This window comes from Pseudomonas sp. F220, assembly GCF_057813935.1.
On record NZ_JBVASJ010000014.1, the window covers coordinates 14,881 to 39,446 of the forward strand.

The window sequence follows — 24,566 nt, forward strand, 5'->3', positions numbered from 1 at the left end:
TCCTGACCGCTCGACGGTGCGTTCCGGGCTTGCCTTGCAGCGGTATTTCAAGGCAGGCTCTGGTGTGCGCACTATCGCCTTTATCGTGTCAGGTACTTTTTATGTCGTTACGCATCTGCATTCTGGAAACCGACATCCTGCGTCCAGAACTGGTCGATCAATATCAGGGTTATGGGCAGATGTTCCAGCGCCTGTTCTCACAGCAACCGATCGCTGCCGAGTTCACCGTCTACAACGTGATGCAGGGGGACTACCCCAGCGATGATTTGAGTTTCGATGCCTATCTGGTCACCGGCAGCAAGGCCGATTCCTTTGGCACTGATCCGTGGATTCAAACCCTGAAGACTTACCTGTTGGCGCGCTACGAGCGTGGCGACAAACTGTTGGGCATCTGCTTTGGCCATCAGCTGCTGGCGTTGTTGCTGGGCGGCAAGAGCGAGCGTGCGACCCAGGGCTGGGGTGTCGGCACCCACAACTACACATTGGCCGCCAAAGCGCCGTGGATGAGTCCGGTGGTCGAAGAGTTGACCTTGTTGATCAGCCACCAGGACCAGGTCACCGCGCTGCCGGAAAACGCCACAGTGATCGCCTCCAGCGATTTCTGTCCGTTTGCCGCCTATCACATCAACGATCAGGTGCTGTGCTTCCAGGGCCACCCGGAGTTCATTCACGACTATTCGCGCGCGCTGCTGGAGATTCGTCAGCAGGCCCTTGGCGAGCAGATCTACCAGAAAGGCGTGGCCAGCCTGGCCCATGAACACCATGGCGCCACCGTGGCGGAATGGATGATGCGATTCGTCGCGCACAAGCCGAAAGCTGAATCGGTTTAAGCCCCTAAAAGCATCGCGAGCAGCCGGTCGACGCTCGATTGCTCGCGATGGGTTCAGCCGGTTTAACCTGCAAAAATACAGTTTGGAACCTACAACCACCCCGACCGCTTGAAGCTGACCCACAACCCGACACAACCCAGCGCAATAAACCCCAGCACCGAATGGTAACCGTAGTGCCAGCTCAGCTCAGGCATGTTCTGGAAGTTCATCCCATAAATCCCGGCTACTGCCGTCGGGAGCGCCAGAATCGCCGCCCAGGCTGCGAACTTGCGTTGCACCACACTTTGCCGCGACGCCTCCAGCAACACGCCGATCTCGATGGTCTGGCTGGCGATATCGCGCAACGTTGCCAGGTCTTCCATCTGCCGTGTCACATGAATCTGCACGTCGCGGAAGTACGGGCGCATATTCTTGTCGATAAACGGAAATGTCAGCTTCTGCAGTTCTTCGCTGATCTCAACCATTGGCGCCGCGTACCGGCGCAAGCGCAGCAGATCCTGGCGCAAACCATGCAGATTCTGGATATCGCGCTCATTCAGTGAGCTGCACAGCACATTGCGTTCCAGCTCAGTGATTTCGGCATGAATCGCCTCGCTGACCGGCTGATAGTTTTCGATGACGAAATCGAGCAGGGCGTAGAGCACAAAGTCTTCGCCATGACCGAGCAACAGAGGCCGCGCCTCGCAACGTTGACGCACATGGGCGTAGGACGCCGAATGGCCGTTGCGGGCGGTGATGATGTAACCGTTGCCGGCAAAAATGTGAGTCTCGATAAACTCCAGTTTGCCCTCGTGACGAATCGGCGAGTAAATCACGATAAACAGTGCGTCACCGAAGGTTTCCAGCTTCGGTCGGCTGTGTTTTTCCAGGGCGTCTTCAATGGCCAGCTCGTGCAAGTTGAACTGTTTTTGCAGGTTGGCCAGCTCTTGAGGGTTGGGCTCTTCCAGGCCGATCCAGACGAAATGGTCAGGTTTTGCGGCCCAGGCGCTGCCTTCATCAAGGGTGATGTTGGTGACTTTCTTACCGGCGCTGTAAACGGCAGCAGCAACGACTCTACCCATAGTTCTTGTTCGCTTCTTTTTATCAAATGGCAGTGGCAGGCATAGTGCAGCTTAGCGTGCTCCACCTGATCAGAGTCAGCAACATCGCGGTAGTTCGCAGGCAAAAAAAAGCCCGCACGGGGCGGGCTTGGCATTAGGCCGGTTGCAGCTGTCGATCCATTGATTCGATGCACGCGCGCATCTGCTCGCGGCACTGGGCGATCAGCATCGGCATATCGTCCAGGCTCAACCCTGCGGTAGGAATCGCTGGCAGCGAGCGGATCAGGATCTTGCCACTGCGCCAGCGGTTCAGGCGCATATGCTTGACATAACTGCTGACGCACACCGGAACGATGGGCACCCCCGCGGCAATCGCCATCTGAAACGCGCCTTTCTTGAACGGCAGCAACTCCTCGCCGAGATTGCGCGTGCCTTCCGGGAAGACCCAGATCGAGGTGTCTTTGTGCCGCAAAGTGTGAGTGGTGGTCAGCATCGACTGACGGGCTTTGTGGGCATTGCCACGGTCAATCAATACATTGCCGGCGAGCCAGAACAGCTGCCCGAACAGCGGCACCCATTTCAGGCTCTTCTTGCCGATGCACACCGTGCGCCGCGGCACCACGTTGCCGAGCACGAACAAATCATAGTTGGACTGGTGATTGGCGATGATCACACAGCCTGGAGGTTTGTCCATCAACGGGCCGACCTCGGCCTTCACCCGCAGACGCAAAATACACATTGCTGGCCAGGCATAGAGACGGGCGCATAAACGGCTGTTATCCGGATTGAACGGCCGGCACAGTCCCAGTAACACCCCAAGCACACCTGCGGTAATAAAATGCAGGCTCATCAATAACATGCGAAACAAAAACAGCATTTACAGGCCCGCCGGGACAAAAGGTGGCGCAGTGTACGGATGTACACTGTTTTCGGCAATTGCCTGTATAGAGGGAGGAGATAGCCGATGTTTAAGCGCATGTTTCCGACTTGTAGCGTCAGATGCGGTTTAGAGCGGGCGAGGGGGGTTAAGCGGCGGGCGCAAGAAAAAAGCCCGGCATATAGGCCCAATGCTGTTCACTTAAGGAAATGAGGTCTCTTTTGTAGGAGCGAGCTTGCTCGCGATGGACTCAAGGGCGGCGCGTTTATTCAGAAAACACGCGTTATCGTTAACATCCATCGCGAGCAAGCTCGCTCCTACAGGGTCGCAGCGTTCGCTTAACTGAACAGCATTGCGGCGTATAGGCCGGGCTTTCTCATTGATGCGTTTGAGCGTTAGCCCAGATGTTCCTGGTCCAGGATGATCGCGTTGTCCAGCGTCTCCAGCAGTGCTTTGCGTACTTTTAACTTGGTGTTCTTGTGAGCGGTCATGTTGATTTTCTTCAACTGACGGGCCGCAGCCAACGCTGCGCTTTGCAACTCTTGCGGCGCCACGACTTTGTCGAGGAAGCCTGCATCCACCGCGCCTTGCGGATCAAACATTTCACCGTTGATCACCGAGCGATGGAACGCCGACTTGCGCAAACGATCACGGGCCAGCTCGATGCCGGCGTGGTGCATGGTCATGCCGATCTGAACTTCGTTCAGGCCAATGCTGAACGGACCCTCGACGCCGATCCGGTAATCCACCGACAACAGAATAAAGGCACCCTTGGCCACCGCATGCCCAGGGCACGCGACAACGACCGGGAAGGGGTGAGACAACAGACGACGAGCCAGGGTCGACCCCGAGGTCACCAGGCTGACCGCTTCCTTAGGGCCGGCTGTCATTACCTTCAAGTCATAACCGCCCGACAGAATCCCCGGCTGACCGGTAATGATCACCACCGCGCGATCCTTCACCGCCTGATCCAGCGCAGCATTGAAAGCAGCAATCACGTCCGGGGAAATGGCATTGACCTTTCCATTGCTCAAGGTCAGGGTCGCGATACCGTCTTCGAGGTGGTATGAAATCAACTCACTCATGACGCTATTCCTTGTAATGAAGTGGGACAGACGTTACCCACCGCCGTAGGCCAGGTAAAGCGCCGTGACTGACTGATGAGTCAGCCTTTGTCCGCCCGGCAAGCGTAGCCAGCCATGCCTGCGGCGTATTGCTCTCTATATAGAGGAGAACACAAGGCCAGAAATTGGCGGGTTTGCCATAGTCCAACACAGCGCCCAACTGTGCCAAGCAACATAAATACCTAAGCGCATGAAAATTCTGAAAAAAACCTTTGCCATCGGAAAAGCTTTCGACTACATTAGCGCGCCTCGACAGACTGAAATAGTTTGAAGAGATACGGTGAGGTGTCCGAGAGGCTTAAGGAGCACGCCTGGAAAGTGTGTATACAAGAAATTGTATCGAGGGTTCGAATCCCTCCCTCACCGCCAAATTCGATGTACACAAAACCCCTGACTTCCTGGAGAAGTCAGGGGTTTTGTGGTTTCTGTCGTCTGAAAAAAATCAAATGGGATCGATAGGGGACCAGGATGGGGCCGGGCGGGGTAAATCAGGCTCTTACCGCGATGGTGGTACCTAAATGTTGTTGCTTCTGATCGCACGTCGCGAGCCCGCCCAAGCTGGCGGCGGGCCTTGGCGGGGTGATGCGTTACCACTCTTCGAATTAAACCTGGCTGATCTCAAATACAAACGAGATTTTTTGGATACTCGCATCCCAAACGTAGCGGATATGCTTGCCTTGAAGCGGGATTGAGACGGCTGGTGGTCGGAAGGCTGCAACGCATTCGTGGCCGTTTAATCGAACGCTGTTGTAGAGAAGTCCCCATGAAAGCGTTTCCCGTACTTGCTTCGCGAAAGCCTGTGCAGGGCTGTAGCTGGCAGGGGCTGCATCATGCAGGTGTGGGTAGCCCACACGAATGTCATGCATCGGTTTCACGACCTGGTTGATGTAGGTGCGCATGGTCAACTCGATGTCTGGCTCATTGGTCGCGGCCAGAAATCTTTCTTGGTGATAACTCGTCTCGGCAATAGCAGCAGCCTGGCTACTGGCCGCGTAGTAAACGCCATAGGAACCATCGGTAAACCGACTGACTTTTCCAATGTGAGTGAATGCGGCCATGACAGGTGTCGAGCCTGGCCCTGACACTCTGTCTTCGGCGGCGTCCAGTCAGCGAACCCAACCTTTGGCGCTTTCGTCTTCGGGTTGATTTCGTTCTGGCCTACCCCCTTGTTTCGCCGCCTCCCAGAATCGCTCTGCTACGCTTCTTTTGGTGGTCGCTCTGCATCAAGGGCTCAAGCTGTCATAGGCGCTCTCGTTCTACAGGGTTCAGTAGTTGCTCCCCATCAAGGAGTATCAAATGAAACACGTATTATTTGCAGTTACAGCGCTGTTTTTGTGCTCATCTGCCTTGGCATCACTTCCGGATGGAGAGGCGCTTTTTCAAGAAAACTGCAGCATCTGCCATGGCCCTCGAGGTATGGGCGGCTCAGCACCCAAGTTGGCTGGAGATGCGAGTGAGTGGAAATCAAAAGTATTTGAACGGGCCGTATTGAGCGGTATCGACGACCATGGAAAGCCTTTAAAGGCGCCAATGCCGCACTGGAAAGGCGCTAGCTTTAAAGCTGACAAAGGCTTAGCACCCAGCAAGATTGAAGTGGACGCAATACAACATTATTTGCATATGCAAAAGTAGCGGCCTGGCCTCGATCAATCTTTAAAACATCGTCGGGCTTTTTCCCTTCTGCGACATACCCTTCACATAGCCTTCACTCTTGCTTGCCTGGATTGGAACTACTGGCGTACCAGAGTGAAGCCTGGATGGTGCCTATGCCTATGCCTATGCCTCGCTGGTCGCCGATTTTTGCCACGAGCTGGGAGCGAACAAAAGCGTTCATCACTGGCCTTCAAACGAGCGCGGTGTGCGCCGCACGACCTCATTGGTGCGGCGCGGTTTCAAAGGAAGAAGCTATGCATGAACCCGCCGTGAAATCTCTTGATAGGCAGTGCTGTCAACAGCAGCCAACAGCTTTCTACCGTCTTTGAGTGTCGCTATAAAAGTCACTTCGGTCTCTTTGCCCGCCAACATAAAACCGGCAATAGCCCCTATGGGACCGAGCAGCATTGCGCCTGCGATGCCGAAGCCTATGGCGTCTTTGATGTTTTTTATAGATTCCTCATTGGCAACCTCCAGCGTTTTTAGCGCTGTAAGGGGGAGGGTGACTCCGGGCCATCGATTGAGGGAGGTTCTGAGGGTGAAAATGCCATTTCGATATTCTCCATCACCCTGCAGGAAATCCCCCGCTAACACTGTGATGTTTGCCATTTGGATTTTCCTTGGCGGTAATCGATGAAGAGGTATTGCGCGCTTACTGTGCGCGGGCGTCAATATTGTGGCGATGAAATGCAACGCCATTTTGCCCAACATGTTTGGAAAAAATACCAAGGGTCCGATCAGAGGGGCGGCGTTCTTTATCGTCAGGTTTCCACGATTTAAGGACTAGAATTATCAGGTGCATCAATGGGGGCGATGCCGGTGGCTTGTTGGCGGCTAGACTTTTTTGCGCTGCTCGCAGGCTTTCCAGCCACTCAATTGAGGGTCTATGTCATGTTCACTCATGAGCAAATAACCGAGCACAAATCCTTCTCGGAACCCGATGAAACCCGCGAGTTTTCACATGGAAAAGCGGAAATCCTCAAGATTGGCAATTCAGAGGTTGGGCGCTTCACATTTAAACCTGGATGGCGCTGGTCGAACGACATTAAACCTTTGGCACAAACACCTAGCTGCCAGGCGCCGCACTTCCAGTATCACGTCGCGGGGAAGCTTGCGATTCGCATGGATGACGGCACCGAGATCATCGCAGGGCCGGGTGACATCACCTCACTGCCTAGAGGTCACGACGCTTGGGTGGTCGGGGACGAGACTGTGGTCGTGGTTGATTGGTTTGGTGCGAGTAACTATGCCAAGAAGGCTTGAAATACTGAGGGTGTGGCAGTGATTCAGGACTGAAAAGGAGGGCGGGTTACATAAATTCTGCCCTCTTTTTTAGTGCCAGTAGTGTTCTGCGATTGGGTGGTTGGGTTTCCTGTGGACGTGGTGATACCTGCTGGCGCAACTCGTCGTTACGCAGTGGTTGGTGGCGCGTAATGGGGGTACGTTGGTGTCTTGATCAGCTCATGAAAGCGCAAGCTTTCAAGGTGGAGTCATGTCTCTCTATGTTGTGAGTGGCGTTCGCAAGAATGAGGCCGGGGATATCGAGTATCTCAAGTGGGCCCCCTATAGTGGAAGTGACCCCCACCCGAGTGGCGAACAAGAGGTTGTGCCAATCGCCGTAGTTGTTGCATCCATCGATGACGGCGACATCATTGATACGCTCTTTATTTACGAGGGACATCAGGTCCTTGGCGGTCGGCTAATTCTGAAAGCGCTCCCTGATGGCCACGTGACGGTCGAAGTTGAAGATCGTGGTGTCTCGGGTAGAACCATCAAGGATTTACCAGGCTTTTAACGATCAGGAAGCTGACGCATTGATTGGCCTGCGTCTCTACTGCCTGGGCAGGAATTGGTTTTCTGTAGGCACCGGTCGCCAAGGGTGGCGTGAGGGCAAAGGGTATGCCTTACTGAGATTTAAACTTCAGAAGGATGCGGTTATGACCGAGCGCCATTTGGATCATGTGGAAACGCTTTCGAATGGATGCAAGATTGAGGTGAAAGCGAAGATCCTGAAGGACGGCTCCCTGCAGTTGTCCGTCGCCGCTTATAAGCCGGACGGGAAGCCAATCGTCGAAGACTACACGCCAGAGATCCATAATCTGGACATGGAGGCCGCTATGGAGAGGGCGATAGACATCGCCAGAAGCATTGGTAATGGCCAAAAACCTCAGTAGCGGTCAGCGCCTGGTTCCGTCTGTAGTGAGCTCAAACTCGGGGCCCGCGGCGATAGGGCTGGTTCCGCACAGCGCAACGCTGGCGGTACTTCATGAGTCAGCCATTGCCGCAGACCGCTTTTTGAATAAGTTCACCCTCCTTTTCCAGGCGTTGCGCTGCCTTTCGATCAACCGCTAATCAAGACGCCTTCCATCAGCAACTGAGCCCTGGTGTGATTCGGGTCGAGCATCGATTCTCCCAGATAGACGCCGGGCTCTGGGGTGGCATCGCCCAAGCCCAGTAAATGCTCGATCTGAAGCACAGTACCGAGCGCGGTAAGGTGGGTTTGACCTGCGGGGTCCGTCAACAGAACCTCCCGGTGCGCGGGGCGGCCATCGGCGTCACTCCCCTCAACGGTGATTCGGATGCGATGTGCGCCGCCCGGACCGGGGTTGTAGAGCATCGCACGCCTGAGGCCGGCGAACCGGGGGCCGGAAATCAACCTCCAGATCCCGCTGCGAACCAATAGATGCAACAGGCCTGTGGCCTTCCGGTCATCGAAGGCAATACGAGCATCAACACGGGTGGCACCCGTCAGCTGGGGCAACGTTGATTGATCAGGCGTATCGAAACGGTAGGTGGTGTGCCGTCCAGCCTCACCAAAATCGGTCTCGCGCCCATCCAGAAACCCACGACGCTGCATCCATTGACCCGCTTCGATGGTGTGAAACGGCACCGAAAGGCGATCCAGATAAGCGATTGAGTTCGGTCCGGCCTGGTCGGCTACTGCATATAGAATGTCCAGGCTGATACGCTCGACGCTCGTTAATCCGCTCGCAGTAGAGCGTGCGACCAGCGCGGCAGTTGATGCCATCCAGGAGGATGCAAAGACGATGGGAGCGCGCGGCACTCCGTATCCCGCAACCGTCACGAGGGCCTGTTTCAATCGTTCAGTCCAGCGGGTGACGTCAACATAAGGGAGGCCGCGCGTCAGGGCGAGCCTCAATAATCGATCATGAGCGTCATTCGCTAACCCCACAATTACGGCACCGTCCGCCGCTTCAGGCAGGACCGGTTGATCAATGTCGAGCATCAGAGCCTCTGCGCCCAATGGGTGCGCGACAGTTCGTGCTGACGCCAGCTGACGACCAGCGATAATCAAGTCAACCTGCGGCTGCCGCCGGTGAAGCATGGCTGCAACCTGCGCACCGACCACTCCGGCACCGCCGGCCAACAACACCTTGTGTACTTTCATTTTGAATATCCCTATTATTGGTCAATCGACCAATAAATAGCATTGCTCATTTAAACAAGAGCCGTCGAGGAGTTTTTCTTGATCGGAGTGGAGGTTGTGAATGGCGACAAAAGGTGAGGCGCGCAGGGAGATCGTTCTGGACGCCGCGCTCCAGGTCTTGGCAACAGAGGGCGCGCACGGATTTCGTATGCGCGCGGTGGCGTCCGCTGCTGGCCTTTCGCTTAGCCACGTCCAGTATTACTTTGCGTCGTTGGAGAGCCTTCTAGGCGCCGTTGTCGATCGTTATCTACAAGAGTGGGATGCCCGTCTTGAGGCCGCGCCGAAGGATCTGGTATCAGCACTGGATCTTGTTCTCGATAGCCAGATGGAGAGCTTCGATTGTCAGCTTCTGTGGGAACTATGGGCGATGTCAGGTCATGACTCGGCAGCGAACGTAGCCCTGACGCGTTTCTATTTGGCTTATATCGACCGTGTTTGTGCGTTGTTGTCGAAAGAATTTCCTGAGCTCTGCGCTGAGACCGTTCGCGCTCGGGCAGTGCTGATTGTCGCGATGATCGAAGGTCTTTCCATCTTGCGTGGTTCAGGACGCGAAGAGGTCATTGCTCCGCACGCCCGAAGTCAGATTGCTGCCGCCGTGAGGGTGTTGGCACAAGCGCCGATGTAAGTCGGATTTATGTTGAGCAAGTCACTCGGGGCCAAGTAAGTGAGTAATTAATGGGAGGTACGAATCCTGGCTGATTGGGACCAATGCATCATCAGATTGTGCACGATAAGCCGAGCTAATCGGCTCCGTAATAGATGAAAGCAAAAGCCCACAAAAACATCCTGCCGGGCATCCGTTTTTCCATCACGACGAGATCTCTTTCACGAATTATTCACAAGCGGCTACGTAGGCTCAACTCATCCGTTAAAAAGCAAATCCATTAAGCCCGTTTTCCCCAGCGGGCTTTTTTTTGCCTGTGTGAAAACTCTTTCCTTAAAAGAAATGTCCAACACTTACAGCTGGCCGGGTTTTGTAAACCCAGAGGCTGGACCTGCAATCTCCCGATATTCAGCATTTTTGAGGTTCACATCATGCGTTTAACATTGCCCACACTGGTTCTTGGCCTTTTGGTCGCCCAAGGTGCGATGGCGGCCGGCGATGGTACGGCCGCGGTTGGCGGCGGTCTTGGTGGTGCGTTAGGGAATATAGTTGGCCAGCAAATGGGTGGCAGTACCGGTGCGGCAATTGGCGCGGGTGTTGGTGGCGCAGCGGGGAGTGCGGTGGGGGCTCGCAAGGGCAGCAAGACTGACGCTGCCATTGGTGGTGGTCTCGGCTCGGCCGGCGGTTCGGTCGTTGGTAACAAGCTGGGTGGTTCGACCGGGTCCACCATCGGCGCTGGCCTCGGTGGCGCAGCGGGTGGTGCAGTGGGTAGCAACTTGTCCAACGATGGCGGCAATAGCCATTCAGGCGGCAAGAAGTACAATCACAAACACAAGCACAACCACAAACACGACTGAGTCTTTGATTGGTTGGCGTGCTTATGCCCGGCTCAGTGCCGGGCTTTTCATTTGATGGCGCTGCCGACGGTAACGGTAGTGACGGTCATCTCCACAACGCTGGCGGGCATTTGGCGCGTGGCGGTTTCTTCTGCGGCGAAGCGACCAATCAGGATGGAGTTGGCCCTCACGGCTGCCAAACTGTCTTCTCCCCACTCAACTTGCGGTCCAGAAAACTCGCTGCGCTGATCAGTGCCAGGTGGGTCAACGCTTGGGGGGTATTGCCCAGATGCCGCGCATGGCTGTCGAACTCTTCGGCGTACAGCCCGAGCTGATTGGCATAACGCAGCATTTGTTCGAATTCCAGGTCGGCTTTTTCCACTTGGCCGGCGCGGGCCAGGCATTCGACGTACCAGAAGGAACACGCGGCGAAGGCGCCTTCGGTGCCTTGCAGGCCGTCGATCCGGCTGTCGTCGTTGCGGTAGCGGTAGACCATGCCGTCGCGCACCAGGCTTTTTTCGATGGCTTGCAGGGTGGATAACCAGCGCGGGTCGGTAGCGGCGACGAAACGTACCAATGGCATCAGCAACATGGAGCCGTCGAGGCTAGTGCTGCCGATGTGCTGTACGAAATGCCCGCGTTCTTCGTTCCAGAAGTTGCTCCAGATGTCTTCGTAGATGGCTTGGCGGGTCTGGTCCCAGCGGGCGAACGGGGCGGGCAGGGACCGTTTGGAGGCCAGGCGAATGGCGCGGTCGACGGCGACCCAGCACATCAATCGCGAGTGCAGAAAGTGATGCTGTTCACCGCGCATTTCCCAGATGCCGACGTCCTCTTGCTGCCAGGTTTCGCAGACCTGATCAACCACCTCGACGGTATGCCGCCAGCCTTCATGAGAGATGGCTTCACCGTATTTGTTGACCAGGTACACCGCGTCCATCAGCTCGCCGAAAATATCCAGCTGGATCTGGTCGTACGCCTGATTGCCGATCCGCACCGGTGTTGCGTTGCCGTGACCGGAAAAATGCGTCAACTCGACTTCGGGCAACTCCTGGCGGCCGTCGATGGCGTACAAAATGTTCAGTTTCATCGATTTGCCACTGCAGTCGCTGACCCGCCCGCGCAGCCAGCGCATGTAGGCGTTGGCTTCGTCGACGAAACCCAGGCGCATGAAGGCGTAAACGGTGAACGAGGCGTCGCGGATCCAGGTGTAGCGGTAATCCCAGTTGCGTTTGCCACCGGGGACTTCTGGCAGGCCGAAGGTCGCGGCGGCGAGGATTGCCCCGTGCTTGCGCGAGGTCAGCAGCTTCAAGGCCAGCGCCGAGCGGTTGACCATTTCCCGCCAACGGCCACGGTAATTGGAGTGGCCGATCCAGTCACGCCAGTATTTCAGGGTGCGCTCCAGGTACAGGTCGCTTTGCCCGGTCTGCACCCGTGGGTCGTCGATCCCGCCGAGGATGAATTCGGCGTTCTGGTCTTGTTCGAGTACGAATTCGACGATGGCGGCGCGTTCGTCGATCTGCAGGGGCTGGCTTGAAGCCAGGCGTAATCCTGGTTGATGGGTGGCTTCGAAGCAGACGTGCGCACCGTCGAGCCGCGCCTTGGTGTGTGCACGGGCGTAATCGTGGCGCACCGCGCAACGCATACGAAGGGTTGCCTTGCCGCTGACCACTCGCACCCGGCGGACCAGCAGCGGCAAATTGTCCTCACTGTCGCCAATGGGCAGCAGGTCGGTGACTTCAACGACAGCACTTTCACTCAGCCAGCGGGTTTGCAGCACGTTGGTGTTGGGCAGGTAGATCTGTTCGCGGCGGGCATCGGGCAGGTCCGGCGCCAGTTGGAATATTCCGGCGGCTGGGGAGTCGAGCAGGGAACAGAAGATCGACGGACTGTCGAATTCCGGCCAGCAGAAAAAGTCGACGCTGCCCTTGTCGTTGACCAGCGCTGCGCTGCGCATGTCGCCGATGATGCCGTGGGCGTCGATGGGGCTTTGTCGCTCGGTGCTTTGTCGTTCTGCATGAGAGTCAGCCATTGCCACGCAACTCCGGATAGAGGGCCTAACTAGCTGACTGGTGGGCGGGGGGTAGAGTTCACGGTCAGGTGGATGATTTGACCGGAACACTCCCTAGTGTAGGAGCCGAGCTTGCTCGCGATGGCATCACCGCGGTGAAACAGACAGACCGCGCCGTTTGCATCGCGAGCAATCGAACGTCGACCGGCTGCTCCTACAAGGACTGCGATCTTTTGATCTTCGTTTCTACAGGCGGGGCATGTCATCGATACTTTCACCTTGGCAGCGGTTTGTGGCAAGTTGCAGGCCCCTGATGAGACTGGAACGAGATGGCAAACCCCTATCGCGAGTTGTTCAACGCCCCCGGCGCCAGAGCCTTTGTGCTGGCGGGGATGATTGCGCGGATGCCTATTTCGATGACTGGCATCGGCCTGATCACCATGCTCTCGCAGTTGCAGGGCGGTTATGGTCTGGCCGGCGCGGTGGCGGCGACGTTTGCCTTGGCTACGGCTCTGTGTGCACCGCAGGTTTCGCGAATGGTCGATCGCTATGGTCAAGGGCGGGTGTTGCCGGTTTCTGCATTGATCGGTGGCGGGGCGTTGTTGATGGTGTTGCTCTGCACCCGGCTACAAGCGCCCAACTGGACGTTGTTTGTTTTCGCCGCTTTGGCCGGTTGTATGCCGAGTATGTCGGCAATGGTCCGGGCACGCTGGACCGAGGTGTATCGCGGCCAGTCGCAACTGCAAACGGCGTATGCGCTGGAGTCGGTGCTGGACGAGGTCTGTTTCATCATCGGCCCGCCGTTGTCGGTGGGGTTGTGCGTCGTCGCGTTTCCCGAGGCCGGTCCGCTGGTGGCGTTGCTGATGTTGGCGGTCGGCGTGACGGCGTTTGTCTTGCAACGTGGGACCGAGCCGCCGGTGCATCCTCATGAGGACCATGAGCACGGTTCGATCATCCGCTCGGGGGCGATTCGTCTGCTGATGCTGCTGATGGTTGCCTTGGGCACGATTGTCGGCGTGGTCGATGTGGTCAGCGTGGCCTTTGCTCAGCAAGAAGGCCATCCTGCGGCGGCGAGCATCGTGCTGTCGATGTATGCCATCGGTTCGTGTCTGGCGGGGCTGGCCTTTGGCGCGCTGAAACTGGATATCCCGCTGCCACGGCTGTTTCTATATGGAGGAGTGGCGACAGCGGTGACCACGCTGCCGTTGCTGCTGGCCGGCGATATTTTCGGTCTGTCGATGGCGGTGTTTGTGGCGGGATTGTTCTTTTCCCCAACCTTGATCGTGGCCATGGCGCTGGTGGAAAACATCGTGCCTGCGTCCAAGCTCACCGAAGGCCTGACCTGGCTGGTCACTGGCTTGAGCGTCGGTGTGGCGATCGGTGCGGCCAGTTCGGGCTGGCTGGTGGATGCGTTTGGTGCACGCAGCGGTTTCTGGGTGGCACTGGTGGCAGGTATTGTGGTGTTGGGCGCGGCGGTACAGAGCTATCGGCGTCTGTGAATCCGTCATCGCGAGCAAGCCCGCTCCCACATTAGATCTATGTCGGCCACAAATTTTGTGGCTGGACTTGGACTAGATGTGGAAGCGGGCTTGCTCGCGATAGCGGCCTCAAGAGCGATAAAAATTTAGAAACCTGAACCCTTCCTGAAGAACATTCTGATTCACCAAGCGCAAATGTATCGAAGGTTTACTCGTCTGAAATCGGGGCGTAAGCTTCGCGCGTTTTCATCAATAGCGGAGACCCACAGTGGGTACTTGTTCGAGTGACAGTAGTCGGCCGGTTTCAGTAACCGGCATATTCTCGGCAAGATAACGCACAGTCTCTTGTGCCGTTGTCTCGCCGAAAAGCGAGAAACGGCATCCCGATCGCGGCCAGTCCTGGCCTGCATCCCGACGTCCCTCTCATCGACACTGAACAGTGCGTGATGCCTGGCCTTGAGCCGCATCGCTGTGCTACGGACGCGCCTGTCATTTTTGACCGGCGGGCCACACCCGCTTTGCCTGTTACTCGGGCAAGGCCTCGGGTCGGCCGTACCTGCTCAAAGGTTTCCCGGCGCTGACCGTTAGGGGGAACAGCCATGGGCATCACCAATATTCTGACTCATCGCCGGCAACATCGACCCGCGCTGCCGGTACGACTGCGATTATTGCGGGCGTAAAGCCCTCCCGCGAGACCACAAAAATTATGACTGACTGTTCCGATTTAAAGCTGCCTGCGTAGTCACCTGAAAGAGGGTGGGGCGCAGGCGGTGCGGGAGTAACACAATGAAGCTCACCCTGTTGAAAGAAATCTTTGCAGGCTTCCTGCGGACCCGGCATTTTGCCCGACACTTCCGCCGACTGGCGCTGTTGGAAAGCTTCACTGACACCACCGTCAACCGCGATGTACCGCCGACTCTGGCGCAAACCCTGGTCGCCGCTGCCAACAGCGAAGCGCCCGTATTGCTGGAAAAACTCGGCAGCCACAGCGATGGCTTGAGCGACATCGAAGCCGATGCGCTGCGTGCGCAATACGGCCTTAACGAGGTCGAGCACGAGCAACCCCTGCCATGGTGGACCCACCTGTGGCACTGCTACAAAAACCCCTTCAACCTGTTGCTGACCTTGCTTGCGGTCATCTCCTGGCTGACCGATGACATGAAAGCCGCCACGGTAATTTTCTCCATGGTGGTGCTCTCGACCCTGCTGCGTTTTTGGCAGGAGGCCAAGTCCAACAAGGCCGCCGATGCCCTCAAGGCGATGGTGAGCAACACCTCGACAGTGATGCGCCGCGACTTCACCGCCGATGCGGCGCCGGTGTTCGGCAGATTCTATAGCGCTGCGGTGGCGGTCAAAGGTGTACAGCGCATTGAGTTGCCAATCAAACAGTTGGTGCCTGGCGATTTGATCGCGCTCTCGGCCGGCGACATGATCCCTGCCGATTGCCGCGTGCTGACCGCCAAGGACTTGTTCGTCAGCCAGGCAGCGATGACTGGCGAATCGATGCCGGTAGAGAAGTTTCCCCGTCAGCAAGACGGCAAAACCCACAATCCGCTGGAACTGACGAACGTCCTGTTCATGGGTACCAACGTGGTCTCCGGCGCGGCGACGGCGGTGATTTTGACCACCGGCAACAGCACCTATTTCGGAGCCCTGGCCCAGCGGGTCGGCGCCATTGATCGAGCGCCGACGTCGTTTCAGACGGGCGTCAACAAAGTCAGCTGGCTGCTGATCCGCTTCATGTTCGTGATGGCGCCGCTGGTGCTGTTCATCAACGGTTTTACCAAAGGTGACTGGATGGAAGCGCTGCTGTTCGCGCTGTCTATCGCCGTGGGCCTGACCCCGGAAATGCTGCCGATGATCGTCACCTCGACCCTGGCCAAAGGGGCGGTGTTTCTGTCGCGCAAAAAAGTCATCGTCAAACACCTTGATGCGATCCAGAACTTCGGCGCCATGGACGTGCTGTGCACCGACAAGACCGGCACCCTGACCCAGGACAAGATCTTTTTGGCGCGGCATGTCGACGTCTGGGGCGAAGAGTCCGAGGACGTGCTGGAAATGGCTTACCTCAACAGCTACTACCAGACCGGCCTGAAAAACCTGCTGGACGTGGCGGTGCTTGAGCACGTTGAAGTCTACCGTGAGCTGAAAGTTGGCACGGCGTTCCAGAAGGTCGACGAAATTCCTTTCGATTTCACTCGGCGGCGCATGTCGGTGGTGGTGGCTGAGCAGGATCAACCCCATCTGCTGATCTGCAAAGGTGCGGTGGAAGAAGTGCTGGCGGTGTGCAAACGCGTGCGGCATGGCGAGGCCGAAGAAGCCTTGACCGATGAGTTGCTGGCGCGGATTCGCCTAGTCACTGCCGAGCTCAATGAAGAAGGCCTGCGGGTGGTGGCGGTTGCCGCGCGGCCAATGCAAGCCGGACGCGACACCTACAGCCTGGCGGATGAGCAGGAACTGACGCTGATAGGCTACGTGGCTTTCCTTGATCCACCGAAGGAAAGTACCGCGCCAGCGCTCAAAGCCTTGGCAGCTCACGGCGTGGCAGTGAAAGTGCTGACGGGTGACAACGAACGGGTGACCGCGAAAATCTGTCGTGAGGTTGGCCTGGAGCAACAAGGCCTGCTGATGGGCAATGATATCGAGCGCATGAGCGATGCCGAGTTGGCGGTCGCGGTGGAGACCACCAACGTCTTCGCCAAACTGACGCCATCGCACAAGGAACGTATTGTCCGTTTGCTCAAGGGCAACGGACATGTGGTCGGTTTCATGGGCGACGGGATCAACGATGCGCCGGCGCTGCGCACTGCCGACATTGGTATTTCGGTGGATAGCGCGGTGGACATCGCCAAGGAAGCGGCTGACATCATCCTTCTGGAAAAAAGTCTGATGGTGCTGGAGGAGGGCGTGCTGGAAGGCCGCCGGACCTTCGCCAACATGCTCAAGTACATCAAAATGACCGCCAGCTCGAACTTCGGCAACGTGTTCTCGGTGCTGGTGGCCAGCGCGTTCATTCCGTTCCTGCCCATGTTGCCGATGCACCTGCTGGTGCAGAACCTGCTGTACGACATCTCGCAGATCGCCATCCCGTTCGATAACGTCGATGAGGAAATGCTGAAAAAACCACAACGCTGGCAGCCGGGCGATGTCGGGCGCTTCATGCTGTTCTTTGGGCCCATCAGCTCGATCTTTGACCTCCTGACGTTCGCCTTGATGTGGTATGTCTTTGATGCCAACACGCCGGATCACCAAACCCTGTTCCAGTCGGGCTGGTTCGTGGTCGGGTTGCTGACCCAGACGCTGATCGTGCACATGATTCGTACGCCGAAAATTCCGTTCCTGCAAAGCCGTGCGGCTACGCCGTTGCTGGTGATGACCGGGATCATCATGGCGGTCGGGATCTTCCTGCCGATGGGGCCGTTGGCGCACTACTTCAAACTGCAGGCGTTGCCGTCGCTGTACTTCGTGTTCCTGCCGGTGGTTCTGCTGGCGTACATGGCGCTGACCCAGGCAGTGAAGGGTTTCTACATCCGCCGGTTTGGCTGGCAGTAATGCTGCCCCTGTAGGAGCGAGCTTGCTCGCGATGGTCGTTAACGATAACGCGTGTTTACTGGCTAAACGCGGCGCTATTGAGTCCATCGCGAGCAATCGAGCGTCGACCGGCTGCTCCTACAGTGGACCACATTCGCTTAACTGAACGGCATGAGGGCTTGCCCGCGAAGAGCCATCCGCCTCTCGGCAACGTCTTGTGACGAACGAGCTTGTGTAGGGAAATGGCCGGTCTCTTTGAGAAAAGTCCTACATAAAACCAACTGTGATTCGCATAGCTTGCTGCCCTCACGAAAGTTGGCTGCGCAAGCCAGCTGGAACGTCATTGTCATGGTTGCCAGAAATGTCGAGTAAAGCGTTACGTATCTTGATTGCCGATGAGCAGCATTTTTATCGAATGAACATCGAGAGGATGCTGAATCAGTTGGGGTATTTCCGGATTGCCCCGGTGCATACCATTGAAGAGCTTTTAACCTTGGTTGAGTACGGTTGCGAGCCGTTCGATCTGGTGATTATCAGTGCGTCACTGACTGCCGGGGTCGATTTCGATTTGCGGGCATTCTGCCTGGACAATCAGCAGATTTGTCATGGGTTTATCTACGATGGCCAACAGGCGCAGTTAGCACCGATCCAGGCGAGCCAACGTCAGAAGCTGCAGGTAAGCAAGGCGCGAACGCCGGACCTTGAGTCGCTCAAGCGCTTGATGGGTGTTGTCGATCCGCAGACTCATGACGCCCCTATGTTGCCGTGGTTGCGTGATGCCTGTCAGCGCAACGCAGGCTAAGGGCTCTGGGTGGCGAGCCTGTCTCCCATCCAATAGCTCCCGATGCGTTTTCGGTATCAGTCCCTGGCTCGTTATCGAGTCCTGGAGAGAAGTCCTGCGCGGCCCCTGTCCAGACATGTCTGGAATCAGCGGGCGGTGGAATAGACGCCTTCAATCTTGAGCGCAGGCCCCTTGGCTCTCGCTATTTCGAACCTGAAATTTCACATTTCAGGTTACCGTTCGTCTGAACTGTCATTTCTGACAGGTAGCTGAAACCGCCTCAATCGTGTAACGGTCTTCGCGCATAAGCGGTGTTGACGTACGCCCCTGCCGCAGATGCTCGTTGGCGCATAGCCGTTCTCGCCATCGGTGCAACCCGGCTGTTTTTATAGGAGTTCACATTATTAAAATTCTGATTGCGGATGATCACCCGGTCATTCGAGCCGCGGTCAAGATGATTCTCAAAGGGAAGTTTCGAGTGGTTTTGGAGGCCTGTAACGGTGTGGAGGCTGTGCAAATGGCCCGCGAGCATAAACCCGACCTCATTGTGCTGGATATCACCATGCCGAAACTGGATGGGTTGGAAGTCTTGAGCCGACTCAGCGATTCGGAGTTGGGATGCCGGATGTTGGTGTATACCGCGCTTGACCCGACTTTCTACTCCACCCGCTGCATGAGAAACGGCGCTCTTGGTTTCATTTCAAAAACCAATGACTTGAAAGAGTTGAGCAAAGCGATCAGTGCAGTGATGTCCGGTTATACCTATTTCCCTAGTTTGCCTTCCAGTTCGGTGTGCCTGAGCGATATCCATTGCACGGAAGTGCAGTTGATCGAGAAATTGTCCGATCGGGAATTGACGATTTTTCAAGCGCTCGCCCGAGGTATAAGCAATAAAGAAATCGCTGAGTCGATGCTCTTGAGCCACAAAACCATCAGCACCTACAAAACCCGTTTGACCGAAAAACTCAATGTGAAGTCAGCCGTCCATTTGAGGGAGTTGGCCATCCGTACGGGTCTGCTCTGAATGAATACTTCCCTGTGCAAGGGGTTGGCAGCCTTGGTGCTTTTCAGCCAACTGACGCTTCCAACTGACGTTGGTGCCCAGACGCAAGCTTTGCATCTGCTGGGCCGCTCGACGGTTCAGGATTACCGCGTCGAGCTGGATGAGGCGGATTGGCGCTGGCTGAGGGAGAAGGGCGCTTTACGGCTGGGCGCTTCGGCACCGGACTATGCTCCGTTCGACCAAACCCTCAATGGTTACGATTTTGAAGGGATCACCGCCGACTACGCCGATCTGCTCGGCCAATTGCTGCATATCAAAATCGACGTACAGCGTTATGAGTCCCGTGAGGCCGTCATTGGCGCATTGAAGCTCGGGGAGCTGGATCTGTTAGGCACTGCCAACGGGTTCGAGGCAGCTGACCCGCAGTTAGTCATGTCCCAAGCGTACGCTGACGACTTGCCGACCCTGGTCACCCGGACTGGCGACAGCGGTGACTTGCCAGCCAACCTGGCAGGCAAGCGCCTGGCCATGCTCAATCACTACCTGCCGCCTTGGGCGGTCCGCACCTACTACCCTGACGCCAGTCTGCAACTTTACCCCTCGACCCTGAGTGCCATTGGTGCAGTGGCGTTTGGTCAGGCCGATGTGTACCTCGGTGACTCCATCAGCGCCAATTACCTGATCAACAATAATTACCTGAACAATGTCCAGCTGGCGGATTTCTCCCAACTTGAGATGAGCCCTTTTGCCTTCGCCATGGGCCGCGACAACCAGCGCTTGCAGCGTATTATCGACGCGGCCCTGGCGACGATTCCGGCCGAGGAGCGTATGACCATTCTGCGTCGCTGGAGCGCTGACAGCTTGAGCTTGACCGGCCAGCAAGGTTTGCACTTCAGCGTCAGCGAACAACGTTGGCTGGAGCAAAATCCGAGGCTGAAAGTAGCGGTCACCGAAAACTTGGGGCCACTGTCATTTTTCGATGAGAAAGGTGAGTTTCGTGGGCTCAGCGCGCAAGTTCTGGCCAAGGTCAGCCTGAGTACCGGGTTGAAATTCGATGTGCTGCGAGGCAGCTCGTTAAACAAGCAAATCGAGCAGGTGAAAGACGGCACGGTTGATCTTCTGGCTGTTATTACACCCAGCACCGAGAGCGAGGCCGAGTTGCGTTTCACTCGACCGTATCTGGTCAACCCGTTTGTAATGGTCAGTGGGGTGGGGCCTGGCAGCCCCGGTACATTGGACGATATGACCGGCAAGACCCTGGCGATCCACCATGGTCACATGTTGCGTGAGGTTATCCAGACGCAGGTACCCGACATACATTTCATTGATGCAGAAACCCCGGCGCAGGGGATGCAGCTGGTAGCCGAGGGGCAGGCTGATGCTGCCCTCAGCTCGCTGATCATCGCCCGTTACTTGATCTCACGCGAATACCGGGATCGTCTGCAGGTAACCAGTACGGTAGGCACGGAGCCGGCGCGCATTACCTTTGCCACTAACCGTGGTGCCCTCGAGCTGTATTCGATTCTGAACAAAGCCTTGTTGAGCATCCCGCCGGAAGAAATGGATGAGCTGACCAACCGCTGGCGCAATGAGCCGGCGGTGGAGGCCAGCTATTGGTTACGCAATCGTGCGGCGATCATTCAGGGGTTTGCATTCGCTGCAGGCTTGCTATTGCTTGCATTGGGCTGGATCGCCTATCAACGCAGCCTGATCCGCAAGCGTCAGCAACTGCTGCTGCAACTGCAAGAAGCCAAGGATGCGGCAGACGACGCCAATCGAGCCAAGACCACGTTTCTGGCGACCATGAGTCATGAAATCCGTACGCCAATGAACGCGCTGATCGGCATGCTCGAACTGGCGATGAAAAGTGCCGAGCAGGGCGTCACTGACCGTTCTTCAATTGAGGTCGCTTCCACTGCGGCGCATGATTTGCTGGACTTGATCGGCGACATTCTGGACATCGCCCGGATTGAGTCCGGGCATCTTTCGTTGACCCAGGAGCGGGTCAATCTGCGCGCGCTTCTTGTGTCTGTAGCACGAGTCTTCGAAGGCCTGGCGCGGGACAAGCACCTGCGATTGGTCATGGATCTGGACCTCAAGAGTGACCGTGAGGTGCTGATCGACCCGCTGCGCTTCAAGCAGATTATTTCCAATGTACTGAGCAACGCCATTAAGTTCACCCGCCAGGGTGAGGTGCGCTTGAAAGTGCAGGTCGAACCTGGAACTCACCAAGAGCATTTGGCCATTCGAATACGGGTCGAGGACACCGGCATCGGTATCAGCCGTCATGATCAGCAACGCTTGTTCAGCCCGTTCACTCAGGCTGGAAACCCCGCCCAATCGGCACGTAGCGGATCAGGCCTGGGGTTGGTCATCAGTCGTTCGCTGTGTGAAATGATGGGTGGTCAATTGCAGCTGAGCAGTGTTCTGGGCGAAGGGACGCAGATTGAGGTCACGCTGGAGGTGCTGGCTTTGCAGGCGCTGATTCAACCGACACCAGCCGCCACGGTCGAGCAGCGACCCTCTGAGCCGCTGAATATTCTGGTGGTCGACGACTATCCGGCCAATCGTCTGTTGCTGACCCGGCAGTTGAGCTATCTGGGTCACTGTACGCAGGAGGCCGAGGACGGTGAACAGGGCATTGAACTGTGGCGAAATCATCGGTTCGACGTGGTCATCACCGATTGCAATATGCCGACCATGAACGGTTATGAACTGGCTGGCGCCATTCGCGATGAAGAGCTGGCCAAGGGGCTCGAGGCCTGTTTGATCCTTGGCTTTACTGCAAATGCCCAGCGCGAGGAGAAGGTTCGTTGCATGGAGGCGGGAATGGACGACTGCCTGTTCAAACCCATCAGCCTGCAAGACCTGAGCGCCCGACTGGCGCCCAGGTCCTCAGACACCGTCTCGATACCGCTCGAAGCGGCCAGGGAGCAAACATCCACGGAATTTGACCTGACCAGTCTGGAGCAATGGGTCGGCGCAGACCGGACGTTGATCAACGATCTGCTGAGGGATCTGGCCAGTACCAATGAAGAAGACCTGGTCCGGCTGCAGGGTTTTTACGCCAACAATGACCACAGTGGTCTCAGGGATTTGGCGCACCGGATCAAGGGCGGCGCTCGAATCGTCAAGGCGCAGCGCTTGATCCAGTGTTGCGAACGCCTGGAAGCAGCCATTGGTGGGCGTGACGCGGTGTCACTGATGCAAGCGGTCGCGGCTTTGCAACATGCCATGGAGCGTCTGGCCCAGTCGCTTGGGCAGCACTGACTGCGGTTCGCCCGTTAGTGGCTCAATCCCAAATCGGTGCGATGCCTTTGGGGCTGGTCAGCCGGTGGCCGCGATCAAGGGTGGCGATCAGCGCCATGTCGGTAGCACTCAAGGTCAAGGCTCCGGCCTTCAGGTTGCTCGCAAGGTTGGCCGGCTTGGTGGAGGACGGAATCACTGCGTAACCCGACTGCATGGCCCAGGCAAGAGTGACTTGCGCTGGGGTGGCCTGATGCCGATCGGCGATTTGCTCAATCAGCGGATCTTTCAGGACTTCGCCGTAGGCCAGGGTCATGTAGGACGTGATCTGGATGCCCTGGCTTTCAGCGAACTCGACGACTGTGCGGTTTTGCAGATAGGGGTGCAGTTCAATCTGGTGGGTGGCGATGTTCTCGGCACCGACGGCCTCGATGGCTTGTTTCATCAGGTCGACGGTGAAGTTGGAAATGCCGATCTGCCGGGTCAGGCCTTGCCGTTTAGCTTCCAGCAGTGCGCTCATGAATTCGGCGACCGGCACCTGGTCTTCAGGGGACGGCCAATGAATCAGGGTCAGGTCCAGGTAGTCGGTCTGCAGTTTGCGCAGGCTTTCCTTGAGGCTATCGATCAGCTTGTCTTTGGCGAAGTTGGCGACCCAGATCTTGCTGGTAATGAACAGCTCTTCACGGGGGATGCCGCTGTCGGCGATGGCCTGACCGACTTCGGCTTCGTTCTCGTAGATCTGTGCGGTGTCGATCACCCGGTAACCCAGTTCAAGGCCGGTGCTCACCGAATCGATGACCACCTGGCCCTGTAGACGAAAAGTGCCGAGGCCGAACGCTGGAATAGACATGCATGACTCCAAAGGTTGCAGTGGGAATGGCCACGAGTATCCCCGTCTGCACCTTTGAGAAAAACCGCTGAACCGGCAAAGCACTGTTTACCGAAAGTCATGAATAAGTTTGGGTAACCGATCTATTTCAATCTGGCTGAGCGTTGCGGTGACAATTCAACCGTCATCGCGAGCAAGCGAACGTCGCCCGGCCCTTCCCACATTAGATCTGCAGTGGCCGCGAAATTTGGGGCCGCCGCGGTCAAGTGTGGGAAGGGCCGGGCGACGTTCGCTTGCTCGCGATAGGGACGACGCTGTCTGTGGTTTCTACAACCAAGCTTCAGGAATCAGGCAATGTCGCTCTGCCTGAACTCTTCACCCAGGAAGTCGATCAAGGTCCGCACCGAGGGCAGCAAGCCACGACGCGATGGGAAGATCGCGTGGACAATCCCTGATTTTGGCGTCCAGCCCGGCACCAACTGGACCAGCCGGCCGGCGGCTAGATCCTCGCGCACCACCACGCTGGGCAGGTGGGCGATGCCGATGCCGGCCAGCACCGCGTGGCGTAGGGCGATCAGGTCGTCAGTGACCATCCGCGGGTGATGGCGGATCACTGCGCTGGCGGCATCCGGGCCGAACAGCTCCCAGTGATATTCGCGCTGCGCCGTCCCCCAATGCAGGCTCGGCAGGCCGCTGAGGTCGGCAGGTGAGGCCGGTGACGACAGACGGGTCAAAAAATCCGGGCTGCCCACCAGGCATTGGGTGCTGTTGCCCAGCACTTTCATTACCAGATCGCTGCTTTCCAGTGGCGGAAATCGCACGCGCAGGGCGATATCGAATCCTTCGTGAATCAGGTCGACCCGGCGGTTGGTGCTTTCGATAAACAGCTCCACCAGCGGGTACTTGAGCATGTAGCGGGTCAGCATTGGCCCGACCCAGGAATTGAGCAGCGCCGTTGGGCAACTAATGCGTACCAGGCCTTGAGGCTCGGAGCGGTTGCGCTCGATGACTTCCGCCGCGCTTTCCGCTTCCACTCGCATAGCCAGGCAACGCTGGTAGTACTCCTGACCGATCTCGGTCAGCGAACAATGCCGGCTGGTGCGGTGAATCAGCCGCACGCCGAGGCGCTCTTCCAGCTGTGAAATGCGCCTGCTGAGTTTCGACTTGGGCATGTCCAGGGCACGCCCGGCGGCGGCGAAACCACCGTGCTCCACCACTTGGGTGAAGTAGTAAAGGGTGTTCAGGTCTTCCACTATCGTTCTCCAAATAGAACGCTAA

The 24,566-nt window shown here is 57.1% G+C and carries 21 protein-coding genes, 1 tRNA gene and 1 pseudogene; 13 read left to right on the plus strand and 10 right to left on the minus strand.

Annotation, left to right across the window (positions count from 1 at the left end; translation table 11 throughout):
• The first annotated feature begins 101 nt into the window (after positions 1 to 101).
• A complete protein-coding gene (locus ACZYSM_RS14320; RefSeq protein WP_489072145.1) occupies positions 102 to 830 on the plus strand; it encodes an amidotransferase in 729 nt (242 codons plus the stop codon).
• Positions 831 to 919: 89 nt separating this feature from the next.
• Here ACZYSM_RS14320 and ACZYSM_RS14325 read toward each other — a convergent pair whose 3' ends face one another.
• From ACZYSM_RS14325 to ACZYSM_RS14335, 3 genes are all read right to left on the minus strand, one after another.
• Positions 920 to 1,891 carry a magnesium and cobalt transport protein CorA gene (locus ACZYSM_RS14325; protein ID WP_489072146.1) on the minus strand — a complete coding sequence of 324 codons (972 nt, stop codon included), beginning with the start codon at positions 1,889 to 1,891 and terminating at the stop codon, positions 920 to 922.
• A gap of 133 nt (positions 1,892 to 2,024) precedes the next feature.
• The gene (locus ACZYSM_RS14330; RefSeq protein ID WP_489072147.1) at positions 2,025 to 2,747 is read right to left on the minus strand and encodes a lysophospholipid acyltransferase family protein; all 723 of its coding nucleotides are present in this window, start codon (positions 2,745 to 2,747) and stop codon (positions 2,025 to 2,027) included.
• 395 nt (positions 2,748 to 3,142) lie between these two features.
• Positions 3,143 to 3,832 carry a crotonase/enoyl-CoA hydratase family protein gene (locus tag ACZYSM_RS14335; RefSeq protein ID WP_489072148.1) on the minus strand — a complete coding sequence of 230 codons (690 nt, stop codon included), beginning with the start codon at positions 3,830 to 3,832 and terminating at the stop codon, positions 3,143 to 3,145.
• 318 nt (positions 3,833 to 4,150) lie between these two features.
• Here ACZYSM_RS14335 and ACZYSM_RS14340 point away from each other — a divergent pair.
• Positions 4,151 to 4,240: transfer RNA gene (locus ACZYSM_RS14340), tRNA-Ser, on the plus strand.
• Positions 4,241 to 4,473: 233 nt separating this feature from the next.
• On the opposite strand, the pseudogene ACZYSM_RS14345 reads toward ACZYSM_RS14340, so the two are convergent.
• Positions 4,474 to 4,965, minus strand: a pseudogene (locus ACZYSM_RS14345) (RES family NAD+ phosphorylase); the annotation flags it as partial.
• A 202-nt stretch (positions 4,966 to 5,167) separates the two neighbouring features.
• Here ACZYSM_RS14345 and ACZYSM_RS14350 point away from each other — a divergent pair.
• Positions 5,168 to 5,503: a c-type cytochrome gene (locus ACZYSM_RS14350; protein ID WP_489072149.1), complete on the plus strand. Its 336-nt coding sequence runs from the start codon at positions 5,168 to 5,170 to the stop codon at positions 5,501 to 5,503.
• Between the two features lie 273 nt (positions 5,504 to 5,776).
• Here the strand turns inward: ACZYSM_RS14350 and ACZYSM_RS14355 are convergent, their stop codons facing one another.
• A complete protein-coding gene (locus tag ACZYSM_RS14355) occupies positions 5,777 to 6,133 on the minus strand; it encodes a hypothetical protein (RefSeq protein WP_489072150.1) in 357 nt (118 codons plus the stop codon).
• 195 nt (positions 6,134 to 6,328) lie between these two features.
• Here ACZYSM_RS14355 and ACZYSM_RS14360 point away from each other — a divergent pair, with 195 nt between their 5' ends.
• The 3 genes from ACZYSM_RS14360 to ACZYSM_RS14370 all read left to right on the plus strand — a co-directional run bounded on the left by ACZYSM_RS14360 (position 6,329) and on the right by ACZYSM_RS14370 (position 7,698).
• On the plus strand, positions 6,329 to 6,787 hold the full coding sequence (locus tag ACZYSM_RS14360; protein ID WP_489072151.1) for a cupin domain-containing protein: 459 nt from the start codon (positions 6,329 to 6,331) through the stop codon (positions 6,785 to 6,787).
• 229 nt (positions 6,788 to 7,016) lie between these two features.
• Entirely contained in the window at positions 7,017 to 7,319 is a 303-nt protein-coding gene (locus ACZYSM_RS14365; protein WP_489072152.1) for a hypothetical protein, read from the plus strand.
• Between the two features lie 142 nt (positions 7,320 to 7,461).
• Positions 7,462 to 7,698 (plus strand): hypothetical protein, encoded by a 237-nt coding sequence (locus tag ACZYSM_RS14370; RefSeq protein WP_489072153.1) that lies wholly within the window; start codon positions 7,462 to 7,464, stop codon positions 7,696 to 7,698.
• A 167-nt stretch (positions 7,699 to 7,865) separates the two neighbouring features.
• On the opposite strand, the gene ACZYSM_RS14375 is transcribed toward ACZYSM_RS14370, so the two are convergent.
• Entirely contained in the window at positions 7,866 to 8,933 is a 1,068-nt protein-coding gene (locus ACZYSM_RS14375; RefSeq protein ID WP_489072154.1) for a saccharopine dehydrogenase family protein, read from the minus strand.
• A 100-nt stretch (positions 8,934 to 9,033) separates the two neighbouring features.
• On the opposite strand from ACZYSM_RS14375, the gene ACZYSM_RS14380 reads away from it, so the two are divergent.
• Both ACZYSM_RS14380 and ACZYSM_RS14385 read left to right on the plus strand, forming a co-directional pair.
• Entirely contained in the window at positions 9,034 to 9,597 is a 564-nt protein-coding gene (locus ACZYSM_RS14380) for a TetR/AcrR family transcriptional regulator (RefSeq protein WP_489072155.1), read from the plus strand.
• A 410-nt stretch (positions 9,598 to 10,007) separates the two neighbouring features.
• Positions 10,008 to 10,433 (plus strand): hypothetical protein, encoded by a 426-nt coding sequence (locus ACZYSM_RS14385; protein WP_489072156.1) that lies wholly within the window; start codon positions 10,008 to 10,010, stop codon positions 10,431 to 10,433.
• A gap of 47 nt (positions 10,434 to 10,480) precedes the next feature.
• Here ACZYSM_RS14385 and ACZYSM_RS14390 read toward each other — a convergent pair whose 3' ends face one another.
• Positions 10,481 to 10,612, minus strand: coding sequence for a hypothetical protein (locus ACZYSM_RS14390; RefSeq protein WP_489072157.1), 132 nt, complete (start codon positions 10,610 to 10,612; stop codon positions 10,481 to 10,483).
• Positions 10,600 to 12,441, minus strand: coding sequence for a glycoside hydrolase family 15 protein (locus ACZYSM_RS14395; RefSeq protein ID WP_489072158.1), 1,842 nt, complete (start codon positions 12,439 to 12,441; stop codon positions 10,600 to 10,602). Before ACZYSM_RS14395 ends, ACZYSM_RS14390 begins: the two co-directional genes overlap by 13 nt.
• A 308-nt stretch (positions 12,442 to 12,749) precedes the next feature.
• On the opposite strand from ACZYSM_RS14395, the gene ACZYSM_RS14400 reads away from it, so the two are divergent.
• The 5 genes from ACZYSM_RS14400 to ACZYSM_RS14420 all read left to right on the plus strand — a co-directional run bounded on the left by ACZYSM_RS14400 (position 12,750) and on the right by ACZYSM_RS14420 (position 22,483).
• Positions 12,750 to 13,919 (plus strand): MFS transporter, encoded by a 1,170-nt coding sequence (locus tag ACZYSM_RS14400; RefSeq protein WP_489072159.1) that lies wholly within the window; start codon positions 12,750 to 12,752, stop codon positions 13,917 to 13,919.
• Between the two features lie 765 nt (positions 13,920 to 14,684).
• Positions 14,685 to 17,450 carry a magnesium-translocating P-type ATPase gene (gene mgtA, locus ACZYSM_RS14405; RefSeq protein ID WP_489072161.1) on the plus strand — a complete coding sequence of 922 codons (2,766 nt, stop codon included), beginning with the start codon at positions 14,685 to 14,687 and terminating at the stop codon, positions 17,448 to 17,450.
• 340 nt (positions 17,451 to 17,790) lie between these two features.
• Positions 17,791 to 18,231 carry a response regulator gene (locus ACZYSM_RS14410; protein ID WP_489072162.1) on the plus strand — a complete coding sequence of 147 codons (441 nt, stop codon included), beginning with the start codon at positions 17,791 to 17,793 and terminating at the stop codon, positions 18,229 to 18,231.
• A gap of 379 nt (positions 18,232 to 18,610) precedes the next feature.
• Positions 18,611 to 19,234, plus strand: coding sequence for a response regulator (locus ACZYSM_RS14415; RefSeq protein WP_489072241.1), 624 nt, complete (start codon positions 18,611 to 18,613; stop codon positions 19,232 to 19,234).
• Positions 19,235 to 22,483, plus strand: coding sequence for an ATP-binding protein (locus tag ACZYSM_RS14420; protein ID WP_489072163.1), 3,249 nt, complete (start codon positions 19,235 to 19,237; stop codon positions 22,481 to 22,483). It begins immediately after the preceding gene.
• A gap of 22 nt (positions 22,484 to 22,505) precedes the next feature.
• Here ACZYSM_RS14420 and dkgB read toward each other — a convergent pair whose 3' ends face one another.
• Together dkgB and ACZYSM_RS14430 are read right to left on the minus strand one after the other, a co-directional pair.
• Positions 22,506 to 23,309, minus strand: coding sequence for a 2,5-didehydrogluconate reductase DkgB (gene dkgB, locus ACZYSM_RS14425; protein WP_489072164.1), 804 nt, complete (start codon positions 23,307 to 23,309; stop codon positions 22,506 to 22,508).
• Between the two features lie 326 nt (positions 23,310 to 23,635).
• The gene (locus tag ACZYSM_RS14430; RefSeq protein ID WP_489072242.1) at positions 23,636 to 24,544 is read right to left on the minus strand and encodes a LysR family transcriptional regulator; all 909 of its coding nucleotides are present in this window, start codon (positions 24,542 to 24,544) and stop codon (positions 23,636 to 23,638) included.
• Between the last annotated feature and the right edge of the window lie 22 nt (positions 24,545 to 24,566).